The 12896-nt window shown below is 31.7% G+C and carries 10 protein-coding genes; 3 read left to right on the top strand and 7 right to left on the bottom strand.

Annotated elements, in window-relative coordinates:
• Positions 1-5: 5 nt before the first annotated feature.
• The 5 genes from F3G70_RS11965 to F3G70_RS02105 form a co-directional block, all read right to left on the bottom strand.
• Positions 6-161, bottom strand: coding sequence for a hypothetical protein (locus F3G70_RS11965; protein ID WP_188118029.1), 156 nt, complete (start codon positions 159-161; stop codon positions 6-8).
• 267 nt (positions 162-428) lie between these two features.
• Entirely contained in the window at positions 429-1019 is a 591-nt protein-coding gene (gene pdxT, locus F3G70_RS02120) for a pyridoxal 5'-phosphate synthase glutaminase subunit PdxT (protein WP_149731063.1), read from the bottom strand.
• A 38-nt stretch (positions 1020-1057) separates the two neighbouring features.
• Entirely contained in the window at positions 1058-1942 is an 885-nt protein-coding gene (pdxS, locus tag F3G70_RS02115) for a pyridoxal 5'-phosphate synthase lyase subunit PdxS (RefSeq protein ID WP_149731062.1), read from the bottom strand.
• A gap of 90 nt (positions 1943-2032) precedes the next feature.
• Positions 2033-3250, bottom strand: coding sequence for a DDE-type integrase/transposase/recombinase (locus F3G70_RS02110; protein ID WP_149731061.1), 1218 nt, complete (start codon positions 3248-3250; stop codon positions 2033-2035).
• Positions 3251-3547: 297 nt separating this feature from the next.
• Positions 3548-4486, bottom strand: a complete 939-nt coding sequence (locus F3G70_RS02105; protein WP_149731060.1) for a DUF1848 domain-containing protein — start codon at positions 4484-4486, stop codon at positions 3548-3550.
• Positions 4487-5175: 689 nt separating this feature from the next.
• Here F3G70_RS02105 and F3G70_RS02100 point away from each other — a divergent pair.
• The 3 genes from F3G70_RS02100 (at position 5176) to F3G70_RS02090 (ending at position 7968) form a co-directional block, all read left to right on the top strand.
• Positions 5176-5643, top strand: a complete 468-nt coding sequence (locus F3G70_RS02100) for a DUF2115 family protein (RefSeq protein WP_149731059.1) — start codon at positions 5176-5178, stop codon at positions 5641-5643.
• A gap of 19 nt (positions 5644-5662) precedes the next feature.
• Positions 5663-6211 (top strand): DUF2115 family protein, encoded by a 549-nt coding sequence (locus tag F3G70_RS02095; protein WP_149731058.1) that lies wholly within the window; start codon positions 5663-5665, stop codon positions 6209-6211.
• Positions 6212-6579: 368 nt separating this feature from the next.
• On the top strand, positions 6580-7968 hold the full coding sequence (locus F3G70_RS02090) for a DHA2 family efflux MFS transporter permease subunit (protein ID WP_188118028.1): 1389 nt from the start codon (positions 6580-6582) through the stop codon (positions 7966-7968).
• A 25-nt stretch (positions 7969-7993) separates the two neighbouring features.
• Here F3G70_RS02090 and F3G70_RS02085 read toward each other — a convergent pair whose 3' ends face one another.
• Together F3G70_RS02085 and F3G70_RS02080 are read right to left on the bottom strand one after the other, a co-directional pair.
• The gene (locus F3G70_RS02085) at positions 7994-12115 is read right to left on the bottom strand and encodes a hypothetical protein (protein ID WP_188118027.1); all 4122 of its coding nucleotides are present in this window, start codon (positions 12113-12115) and stop codon (positions 7994-7996) included.
• A gap of 333 nt (positions 12116-12448) precedes the next feature.
• Complete coding sequence (locus F3G70_RS02080; RefSeq protein WP_149731055.1) at positions 12449-12811, bottom strand: winged helix-turn-helix transcriptional regulator; 363 nt, start codon at positions 12809-12811, stop codon at positions 12449-12451.
• Between the last annotated feature and the right edge of the window lie 85 nt (positions 12812-12896).

Genomic DNA, 12896 nt, shown 5'->3' with positions numbered 1-12896 from the left:
AAAAACTACATCAATCTAGTTTGAGCATCAATATAGCTAGGCTCATTGACCTCTTTTACAACATCTCCCTCATTAACATCCCCAATCAGCAAGGGTGAATCTGGATTATGCAACTTCTGGTTCCTTTTGACCAGCTCATATTGGTGTTGGCATAATAACATTAAATTTATAATCTCTTCTAATTAAATTTCATCACTCAACAAGAAGTCTAAGATATTCCTATTTCGTATTTCCTCTCTTGACATATTAAACTCATCAATGGATATTATATATTTTTGGATAATTGTCCTTAACCAGAATCATGGGAGGAATTCCCTTTCAATTGTTTCTTCATGAAAAACCTATATGGATAAGTATAAGTTAACAAATTTTAAAAAATTAAAATTGTTGCATTATAAGTTTACAATTTGATTAACTTCTAAAAGCAGTCAATGGTTCAGACTTGTTAAAACTTCTTCAATGAAATATTCATGAATTAAAGTGTCCTCTGTTAATTCTGGATGAAATGAAATTGCAATGTTGTGTCCTTGCTGAATGGCAATTATTTCACCATCAAATTCTGACAATATCTTAATATCATTTTTGGACCCATCATAAGATTCAAGTGCCGGTGCTCTAATAAACACACCAGAATACTTTTGATTTAATATTTCAATTTCCGCTTCAAATGAATCCTTCTGCCTTCCATAGGTATTTCTTTTAACAGTTATGTCCATAAGTTCAAGTAGCGGCTGGTTGAAATCTGTTTTTTTGCCAAGAAGCACCATTCCAGCACAAGTTCCAAAGACAGGAATATTATTTTCTTTAATAACTTTATCAATACCCCTTTCCTTAATGAGCTTGCCAATTACAGTACTTTCCCCACCGGATATGATTAATCCATCACATTTTTTAACATCATCACTGTATCTTACTTCTTCCACTTCTATATCGAGTTTTAAGTTTTCAACGGTTTTTCTTGTCATGTCAAAGTGTTCTGAAACTGCACCCTGAAGATTTAGGATTCCGATTTTTATCATCTAAGCACCTTAAAAAATAATTAAAAATATGAGGAATTTTAAATTCCCCTGTCCTGCATTCTGTCGGATTCGCTCAAAGTTGACATTTCCAGACCTTTCATGGCTTCGCCCAATCCTTTGGATACTTCCGCCAATACTTCAGGCTTGTCGTAATTTGCAGTTGCTTCAACTATTGCTTTTGCAAATGCTTCAGGATTGTTTGACTTGAATATTCCTGATCCCACAAAAATGCCGTCGGAACCTAACTGCATCATGAGTGATGCGTCAGCAGGTGTTGCAATTCCTCCTGCAGCAAAGTTGACAACAGGTAATTTGCCCAATTCTGCAGTTTGCTTTACAAGTTCAATTGGAGCTTCGATGTTTCGCGCATATTTCCAGAGTTCCTCTTCCTCCATTCCATATATTGTTCTGATTTCTCCCATCACCATTCTCATGTGGCGAACTGCTTCTACAATGTTTCCTGTTCCAGGTTCTCCTTTGGTACGAATCATAGCTGCACCTTCGTCAATTCTCCTTAGTGCTTCACCAAGGTTACGTGCACCACATACGAATGGTATTGTAAATTCCTTTTTGTTAATGTGATATTCTTCATCTGCAGGTGTCAACACTTCACTTTCATCAATCATGTCAACTCCAAGGGTTTCCAATATTTGCGCTTCTGCAATATGGCCTATTCTTGCCTTTGCCATTACAGGGATGGATACTGCATCAACCACCTCTTCAACAATTGTTGGATCAGCCATTCTGGCCACTCCCCCAGCAGCACGAATGTCTGCAGGTACCTTCTCAAGTGCCATTACTGCCACCGCCCCTGCATCTTCTGCAATTGAAGCCTGTTCTGCATTCACTACGTCCATAATGACTCCGCCTTTTGTCATTTTGGCGAAACCTTCCTTTAACACATCTGTTCCCTTTTCTACCATGTTAATTTCTCCGTCATAATATAATATAACAATTGTTATTATTGATTTTAATAATATATAAATGTTAAGTTTTTACATACCATGGCACTTTCAAAAACTTGTGTGATTTTTTTCTTTTTTATTTTTTATGTTCCAATGATTTAGTTTTAGCATGAATCTTCTTAGAAGTCCTTGTTCTATTTTCATTGTTCTTTTTATGTGTTTTGGAAATATTTTTTGAAAGATATTTTCGATTTTATTGTTCGTTGATGGAATATTCGTATTTTCCAGGTGTGTCGTCAATTTTTGAAAGTAAGGGATGATAAATTTATCTACGATTTTGATTGTAAAGTTATTTTTTGAATATTTTTTATCTAATAGTAGATTTCGTAGATTTTTAGCATCATTTAAGTTTTTTGCATCCAATATTTTAAAAATGTGCCTTTTTAAATCAATTAACTCATTGAATTCTTCTTTTTCTAATTGATTTTTGTCAAAATAATCTCTAAATCTTTTGTTTATGTTTTGTTTTACATGAAATTTGCAGAAATGTTGTTTAACTTTTAATTTATCTATTGCTTCTCTATATTCGTGTTTTAAATCTGTTCCAATTGAAATCTTTTCTTGATTTCTGAGGGATTCGTGTAAAAATTGATAAATGGTCTTGGAATCTTCTGATTCGACTAATTTGACTGAAACAAGAGTATTTAATTTAACATCAAATAATGCTAAAAGGTAGTTCCATTTGCCTTTAATTTTCACCCAAAGACTGTCGAATAAGTAATATCCAGAATAAGTTCTATTTTCATAGTTAAATTCGTATTTTGATTTTAATAAGATGTTTTCAATACTTTGATGAGATATTTCGATGTTATGTTGTTGTTTTAAGTCAAATCGGATTTTATGGAGTCCTGCTCCATAAATTTGATATAAATTTTCAATACAATTAATTACAGGCAATGTAATATTGGAATTGGAATAAACAAGTGATGATAAATCAGAATAAAAGACTTTACCACATTTTTTGCATTTATACTTTTGAATAGTACAAATTTGTTCTCCAATTCTTAAAAAAATTAATTTTCTTTCATAAGTTCCATTTTTAACAGTATGATGAGACTTACAACTTGGACAAATACCAATCCTATTTTCAAAATGAATTTTACCTCTTTTTTCCAATCTGATGAGGTTATTTTCAATATTTTCACAACCAAATCGAGAAAGATCATCAGATTGACGGAATTCAGAAAACTCCGGTACAAAATCGGAAAGTTTATATTCTTTTAACTCCATACATTCATATGGAGCTTTAATATTTTTACTGGTCATATTAATATTTAAGTTCCACCTTATATATTAATTTTACTGCTTTTAAATTAAAAATAAAGAAAAAATAGAACGAAAAAATTTCGAGACTCAAAAACTAGTGAAAATTCAAATCACACAAGTTTTTGAAAGAGACAAAAAAAGTAGTGTAGAGAGAACAAAAGTTATACAACTATCACATGAGTTTTCATATATATGTTAATTATAGGGTCTCTTGAACTATCGGAAGATGACTTGGATAAATTAATTTTATAAAATTTGTGTTGATTTTAGGCATCATGAGAAATAAAAATTTAATATCTAAAAATCAAATAAAGTAGTTTGTTTTGGTTCAATATATTTTATTACTTCCGTATCTGTTAGTTTGTCATTTTCTTTAAGGTGTCCTAGCAACAACGGTGATTTCTCATCATGCAATTTTATAACATTTTTTGGAATTTCAGGTTTTCGATTAGCGTAGCAATATTTACATTCACTTAAACAGGAATTATAAGCCCCTATGTCTCTTGATGGAATACAGTGACAGTTTTCTCTAATTCCTGTTCCTTTTACATTTTTATAAACTACATTGTGTGCCTGTTCTAAAATTTCCCGAGTTGTGCAACCTGCAGCATGAATGTTGTATTTTTCATAGCTTTCATTTGTTGCACATGATTGAGTATACAGATTAAATCTCTCCGATATCTCACCAATCCCTTTCAATAACTTCACTTTATCTTCTTCAGTAAGTGGAATTATCTCAGGCATGTTCTCTTCAACTTTTTTGTACATGTCCACAAAGCTGAATATGCATCTGTAAACTAATGGTGAGATCTTTTCTGCCATATATTCAAATGTTTCCAGATGTTTTTCAACAGTGTATTTTTCAGTAAGAAGTATTGGATCATATCTCCAGAGAATCTTGTTGCTACCAACAATATCGGATAATCGTTTCAACGTTTTAATAGATTGATTTATTGATGGGACTTTCGGTTCTATGTCCTTGCCGTATGCAGTAATCGTGTAGTTGCACAATATATTGTACTTTTCATCAATGTCACCTATATGTTTCAGGATAGGTTGGTAGTTTTTGGAGCAGAACAGAAGACAATCGACATCTTCGGGCTTTAAGCTTAACTTGTATACATTCTCCCTTGCAAATGGATTTCTTGAATATGCATATCCCTCTTCAAGCCTGTTCAGTAGCCATGGAGTGTAGTAGTTCACTATATCTGTTCTTCCGCCGACGTTTATTATCATGTTATCACTTACTATATCTGGTGACATTAACATTTCTTATTTGTGTTTTGACCAGCATCATACAGCCAATTCTGATAAATAATAACTGTTCAAGACAACATTTTTATTTCTATACATTCACTAATTTTTTTATTTTATATTTGAATATATGTTAAAATTCTACGATTTGAACGAATTTCCAAAAACTTTAATTACTGAAGAAAAGAATATTATAATCTGTAGTGAGAGAAAAGTAGTAGATAATTTCGTGACTATTGGCATAACAATAATTGCTTGTCATCAATTGTTTATAATAATTTCAGCATCTTATCCTCAACTTTTCCAATAATACTCAAGTAGTTAACTTTGTATCATTAGTTGGTTCAGGTTGTGTCAGTGATTATAGTACATGTTCAGAATTTGTATTTCCACCATCTCCAGTTTCTCCCATTATAGATTAAAATATTTAATTATCATGATTTCTAAAAAAAGTAGTGTAGAGAGAACAAAAGTTATACAACTATCACATTAGTTTTCATATAACTCTCTCCATTGTAATTATTATTAATATTTTAAATTTCAAGTTATATATAATTAATAGGTATTTTAAGTTGGTTTTGATATTACTCATTGTTTTTGATTTAGATTGTTGGACAAGAAGATTTTGATTAATAGAAACTTTTTTATATTACAAAAAGATTATTTTAGATATGAAATCCTCTGAATTACATGAAGAAATTAAAGAAAATTTAAAAGATTATCCCATTGAATATCTTAGAAACAAAGTAACAGACGATAGATACAAAGACCCATTGACCAAAAAACTTGCCAAGTACAATTCAGAAACATGGGATGAAATTTTCGCTTTAAACATTAGTGAAGACTATGAAATTAAAGACAGCGCAATTGAAAATCTAAAAAAGGATATCGACTATTATTTTGACACTTATGCTGGAGGAGATGAGGAAACTAGAGAGTTTACAAAATACATCTGCCTCTATTTGGCATTTATGGCCAAAAGACCACTGCACCCGGTTGGAGATAATCCTGCAAAAGATGAGGTCTTTTTAGAAAATGGAGAATATAAATGCAAAACTAGAATCATGAGCATTAAAGATAAAAATTCATTATGCCGTTATTGCATTTGTAAAAATGCAGGTTTTTCCTTTGGATTTTAAGATTAACAGGAGTTTTATAATGGGAAATGAATATTTAGAACTATGTGAGGAATTATTAAAAATTACCCATGAAGAAAAAATATCTGGCAATTCAGTTTTAGAAATATTGAAAAAATATTGCTCAACCATTTCAGTATTTGACATGATGGCAGTTAGCGCTGAGATAATTGAAGAAAACAAATATGTTCAAGCAAACTATAGGGAAGACAGCCAAAAATCATATGTTGAAACATTCATATTGCGTGTTAAAGAAATCTTAGCAGATAATAACGATTATGCCAAAATAATTGATAAAGAAGAATTTGCCGATGCAATTAAAACTTTAATGACAAATCGTGAAAATCCAACAGAAAAATCCAAAAGTAAATTTCCATTAATTGGTTGCATGGCTTCAATTTATACAACATTCCTTTTAGAAGAACCCATCCATAAAGTCGGTACACTATTTCCCGGATCATTAAGAGTTGAAGAAAAAGATGGAAAGTTTTATTGCCCTGTAAGAGATGCAAATATCGATACTCCTAATGCAGTCTGCAATATCTGTCTTGCCGAACAATTAGATTTTTAAAATAACAAATAATTCGGTTGGTATTAATTCAGACTCATTAATTCAAAAAAATTAATTCAGAATGCATATTTTATTTAAATAAAATTCCAGAATACTCTTTAATTATTTACTGGATATGATAATATTTATATTTTTCAGGTCGTGAATTATTAATAATTAATAATTCTGGTTAATTAATAGTATATTAAAAAGTTAGAGATTATCTGTGCAATAACGAAAAATTAATATTAAAATAGAAACATATGTTTTTTTGTGCAATTTGCCCCTTACTTTAAGAAGCATGCTTATTCTTGGATTATGAATATAAAAAATATCTCATTTCTGGACAATTTTTTATTAGAAACTATATTCAATGGGGAAAAATGATTATGGAATTTGAAAATAAAAATGGTTTAATAACTTTAATTATAATTATATTGGCTTCTTCAGTTACTTTAATATCACAAAGTATTGTAACAACAAGTTTGCCTTATTATATGAATGATTTCTCAATATCTTCTGCAACTGCGCAATGGACATACTCTGTATTTCTATTGGTGATGGGAGTAATGATTCCTCCGACAGCATTCATTACAAAAAGATTTAAAATTAAAACAATATTGATAACATCTCTCATATTATTCATAATCGGGTCAGTGCTCTGTTTTTTATCAACAAGCATTGAAATGTTGATTGTTGGTAGAATCTTGGAAGCAATGGGGACGGGTATTTTAATGCCAATAGGTCAGATATTGATTTTCAGGGTAATGCCTGAAGAAAAATGGGGATTTTTCATGGGCTTAATGGGATTCCTTGTTGGAATTGTACCTGCAATGGGACCTACAATCGGAGGAATTATAATTGACTTATTTAATTGGAGAGTTATTTTTGAATTTTTAGCGATAATAACTCTATTAATTCTAGTTTTATCAATACTCCTTGCAAACTTTGAACTTGAAACCCAAAATTATCCTTTGGATTTCCCATCATTGATATTGTCCATAATATTTTGTGTAGGGCTGATGATTGGATTTTCAAATATTGCAGAGTTTGGATTCAGCTTTATTCATGTGATTTTACCAATAATCATTGGAATATTGACATTAATAATATTCGTTAAACGTCAAAACAAAATTGAAAATCCTCTTGTTAACTTAATAGTACTGAAAAATAAGTATTTTGTATATGGGACTGTTTTTGCAGCATTGTTATATTTTATGATGTGTGGAATCAATGTAATGGTGCCGTTGTTTGTACAGAATGTTGCATATTACTCTCCAACGGAATCTGGACTCATATTATTCCCTGCAGCAATAATCATGATTGTATTCAATTTCATAAGTCCTATAATGGCCGATAAGATTGGAATAAAGCCGGTTTTAATAGCATCATCAATCATGAACATTATCGGATTTGCTTGTATGATGACTTATAACATGAATTCCACATTTGAATATCTGTTGGCTACTCAGTTAATCAGGGGAATCGGCTGTGGGCTTGGCCTATCACCTGCAATTACTTGGGCAATGAGTGTTGTTGCAGGGGATGTTGAGGATGCAACTGCAGTCAACAACACCACAAGGCAGGTCGTAGGAGCTATAGGATCATCAGTTACAGTTGTGATAATGCAGATATTGGCAAATGGAAAAATTACTCATAATCAGTTTTCCGTTAATTCATTTAGTATGACTTCATTAATGATGATACTAATAACTGTAGTCTTGTTAATAATAACAATACTGTTCATAAAAAATAAAAATGACATTGTGGATGATTAACAGTGACTATATTATATTTCATTAATTATTTTCTTTCATAAACATCGTTAGGTTCATTGTCATGTATTTCACAGTCGTATAATTTAAAATCTTCCTCTTTAGAAATATATATTGCTCCACCATCCCATTGTGCGGTGTTTCCTGTCATTATAGTATTATTTGCGGTTCCTTTTCCATAAATTGCTCCGCCGGCACTTGAAGAATTATTGCTAAATTCGGAATTATTGACAGTGCAGGTTCCATAAATTGCACCTCCATGAAATCGCGAATGATTGTTTTCAAATGTTGATTTGTTAATAGTGCATGGTCCATAAATTGCACCCCCATCTTCGGAGGTATTATTTTTAAATTTGCAGGAAGTTATTTTTAGTTTTCCGGTATTGTGTATTGCTCCGCCTTCACAATATGATGATGCTCCAACATGATGTTCTACTTCTGCCTTATTGTCTGTTAGTATGCTGTCTTTTAGAGTTAACTCTCCTTTGTTGCTGATTGCCCCTCCGTAACTTTTTATAACCCCTACTGAAAAGATGAATCCTTCCATTAAATTTTCTTTTATAGTGGTGTTAATTATTGTCATCATTCCATTTTCATCGTTGTGTACTGCTCCACCGTGTTTTTTTGCACTACTATTTGATAAGGTACTGTCTTTTATTTTTAGTTCACCGCTATTGTCTATTGCCCCACCATTGTTATTTGCATGATTGGATTTTAATGTAGAGTTATTGATATTGAATATTCCATTATTGATTATTGCTCCTCCACTATCTTCAGCTTGGTTTTCCATGATTTTGGAGTCTTTGATTGTTGTGTTTCCAAAGTTAACTATCATTCCACCATTTTTTGCCTTGCTGTGGTTTAATGATGTCTCTGTAATGGCTATTTTTCCATTTTTGTCATTGTATATTGTTCCACCATATTTTTTTGCAGCGCTTCCTTTTATTTCGCTGTTTTTTATTGTTAGTTTGCCTTTATTGTATATTGTTCCGCCGTTGAGGGAGGCATGGTTTTTGTCTAATGAGATGTTCTGGATAATGCAAGTTCCCCCATTTCGTATTGCGCCTCCATTTAATGCACCGTTTGCATTGAATTCGGTATTTTTTATTGTGACAGAACCTTTTTCGTTGCTTATTGCTCCGCCATTATCTTCGGAGGTGTTGGATATGAATTTACAATTCTCTATTTTTACTTTGTTTTCATTATTGATTTTTAATGCTCCACCGTGATTATTTGGTGAGTCATAATGTGATTTGTGAGATTTTCCGTTTTTGAATACTATGTTTTTTAATGTAATGTTGTTCCCGGTTATTATAAAAATACGTGATTTGTTCATTCCATCAATGGTGTTCCCATTGCCGTCAATAGTCAAATCATCAATGTTGAGTTCGATTCCGCCTTCATAGAAATTTTTCTCATAATTTTCAAAGGTTATGTCCTCTTCTAGAATGATCTTTTTACTTTTGCTATTGTGAATCAGGTTATCTAAATATCCAAAATCAAACCTTTCGTCATTGGAAATACTCTCATAAATTTCAATATTGCCTTTACCTTCAATTTTGTCTTCCATATCCTCTAAAGAGTTAATAATAAGTATCTGTCCATTGTTTAAAATGGATTTTGAATCATTTATTTTTGAATTTTCAAATGTTAAATCTGTCTGGTTAATTATGCTTTTTGTATTGTTGGAAAGTTCATTGTCAAAAATACATTTTTTTAGAGTGCATGATTTCCCGTTATTATTAATAATTGATTTTTCAATAGAATTGTCCTTGAAAATGCAATCCTCAGCATATAGTGTTGCGTTACTAATATTGAATATAATCTCTTCTGATTCATTAAGATTAAATCGGGTTTTATAAATTTCCATTGGGTCTTTATTAAAAATGATGTTGTGTAAACAGTGATTTTGTGAAAATTCACAGTCGTTAAGTTTCATCTCGTAATTGTTGTATACTGCTCCACCATCTTCTCTTGATGAGTTTTCAATATACTGGTCATTTTTTGCATTTATTTCTCCCCAGTTGCTGATTGCCCCGCCATAGAATCTTGCCTTATTTTGGCCAAATTTATTGTTTTGGAGTATTATGCTTCCGTTATCGTTGTGTATTGCTCCCCCAAACCATGATGCCGAATTTTCAGTAATTGTATTGTTCTGGAGTATTATGCTTCCGTTATCGTTGTGTATTGCTCCACCATATTCTGCAGTGTTTTGTGTAATTGTGGAGTCTTCCAATGTCATTTTTCCTAAATTATATATGGCTCCGCCATCCTCTTCTGCATTTCCATCTTTTAGTGTGATGTTTTTCAATGTAATTTCCTGTCCGGTTATCTTAAATATTCGGGTTTTTCCTTTGGCGCTGATTGTGTGTCCGTTTCCGTCTATAACAATATTATTTGCATTAATCACTATTCCATTTTTGTATTCACTGTATTCTTCTTCGTCTAATATGATGTCACAATCAAGTTTTATTTTCTTTTCTCCAAAATGGATTAAATTATCCAGATATTTGAAATTTTGAGGCATAATCTGCTTGGTTTCATCTATCTTGGTGTATGTAATTGTCTGGGATGAATTTGAGGAGGGTATCAGGAGATCATTATTTGAATCATATAGTTTCAATTCATAGCTGTTGTCTGGGTTTTCGGTTGATAATTCAATCATGAAAGTGCCGGCCGGTGTTACTGGAATCTGTCCTGTAGAATGGTGGTTGGATGTGTTTGTTAGTTCAACATGATATCCTTCGGGTGTTTCGTTGAGGTTTTCAATTTTGCCTCTTATTGTAAAACTATTATCAGTTCCTTTGGCTTTATGAAGAGTTTTGACAGTTATTTGATCTTTTTCTGAGACATCTTTTTGTGAAGTGGTTTCATTTGAATAAGTGTGTTCATTTGTTGGTTTTGGTTCTTCGCATCCATAGAAATCATTATCAGTTCCAGCTATCGCTTTATTGCCGCTAAATTTGCAAGAAAGTAGTCTGCATGTGCCCCTACTATAAATTGCTCCTCCTTTGGCATCATAATAAACGTTCGCTCTTAATATTTTGGCTCTATCTTCATTCCCGGCAGTATTATTCTTAAACTCACATTTTATGAAAGTACACTCTCCACTATATTTAACAAAAATGGCGCCCCCATGATAAATATAGTCTATATCATCCATTTTACCTCTTCTTTCCCTGTTTTTTTCTTCTTTTTGGCCGTTACCTCCCCATAGGCCTCCTTCGAATATGGTATTTTTAAATGTGATATTTTTGCCGGCAATTTCCAGTATTCCCTTGGAACCTCTGCCGTATATGGTGTGCCCCTTTCCGTCAATTGTAAGGTTGTCTGCATTGATTTCCATTTCTCCTATTGTCAAATCGGAATCAAGTTCAATATTTTTAAAATTATCTTCAATTAACTTTTCAAAGGTATCGAGGTCATTTGCTACTTGAAGTGAATAATTTTCAGGATTTGGAATGTTTTCTTCTTTGGTGTTTTCTTTTGAAGTGTGCACTTCCAGGTTTTTTTCCTCTTCGTTTTCAACAGTGCCTCCGCTGTGTTCAGAATAATTGTTTGATAAGATAGAATCTTTAATATGGAGATTGCCTTCATTGAAAATTGCTCCGCCCAATTTTGCTGAGCTGTCAGTTAATTTGGAACCTGAAATTTCTAATTCTCTATCTTCAATTTTAATTAATCCGCCTTCACTTCTAGGGGATTCGCTATTGTAGTCAATGTGTCCGTTTTTTAAAATAATGTTTTTAATAGTAACGTTCTTTCCGGTGCAGTAAAATATTCTTGTTGATTTCCGTGAGTCTATTGTATGACCGTTTCCGTCAATAGCTAAATCATCTACATCCACTTTAATTCCATTCAAATATTGAAATTTTTCATCTTCACCTAATACAATATCTGAATCTAGAACAATCTCTTTTACTCCACTATGAATCAACTCATCCAAATATCTGAAGTTTCTAATCCCTGTCTGTTCATCTGTTTTCCTGTCTTTTAAAACAGATTCTTCAGAATGCATATGATGAATTTCTTTTTTTTCTTTATTTTCTGCCAATTCATCTTTATTCTTTATATTATCATTATTGGGAGATTCCACATCATCTTTTTCTTCCAATCCAAATGCTTTTTTAACATTATCAAAAAAACCCATTTTAAACACAACACTAAAAGAATTGTTATATAATATTATAAAATTTAAATTAATTAAACCTTGTTTAAAAAGCATTTGTTTTTTTAGAAATATGCATACATCATGTAAAATAAATATGGCGAGGGTATATTGTTGTACTGAAAATAATGAGGAAATTATGTCAGAAACTATTTTGCTTATTAATAGCATTATTGATGTTAAATTACCTACAATGGAAACAAATACTTCAACAAAGTAACCAAAAAAGCAAAAATAATCATTTAAATGAGAGGATTAAACCTCTCTTAATTTTTTTATATTTGATGATGTTAAATATCTGGTGAATTAGGATGATTAGTCCAGCAACTGTTTTCTGAATCCTTCCTTTGCCTTTAAAATAGTTTTTTCATCGTATAATTCTTTGTTATTGTCTAAAGTAAATTCAACCAAATCATAAATTACTTTATTTAGGGATTTCCCTTTATCGGTTAGGAAATATTCATCACCCTCTTTTTTAATCAATCCCTGTTCTTCCATGAATTTCAAGCTTCTGGACAATGCCTTGTTTGACATTTCAGGTCTTTCCTTTTGAAATTCGCTAAATCGGGTTTTTCCAAAGAACATGTCGCAAATAATTTGCAAAACCCATTTTCTATTGATTATGTCGAGGGATAATTCAACTGGGCAATGAGTAAGTTCAAAATCAAAATATGTCATATGGTTTAAAGGTTTCTATTTTGTCTTATTTTAATGTTTAGGTGTCATAGCCGTCACTTTAACTTTTTATATTCATTTATTGAGA

Source organism: Methanobrevibacter millerae, assembly GCF_900103415.1.
Classification (GTDB): domain Archaea; phylum Methanobacteriota; class Methanobacteria; order Methanobacteriales; family Methanobacteriaceae; genus Methanocatella; species Methanocatella millerae.
Note: the sequence above shows the minus strand (reverse complement) of the source record. Positions and strands in the feature narration are given on the sequence as shown.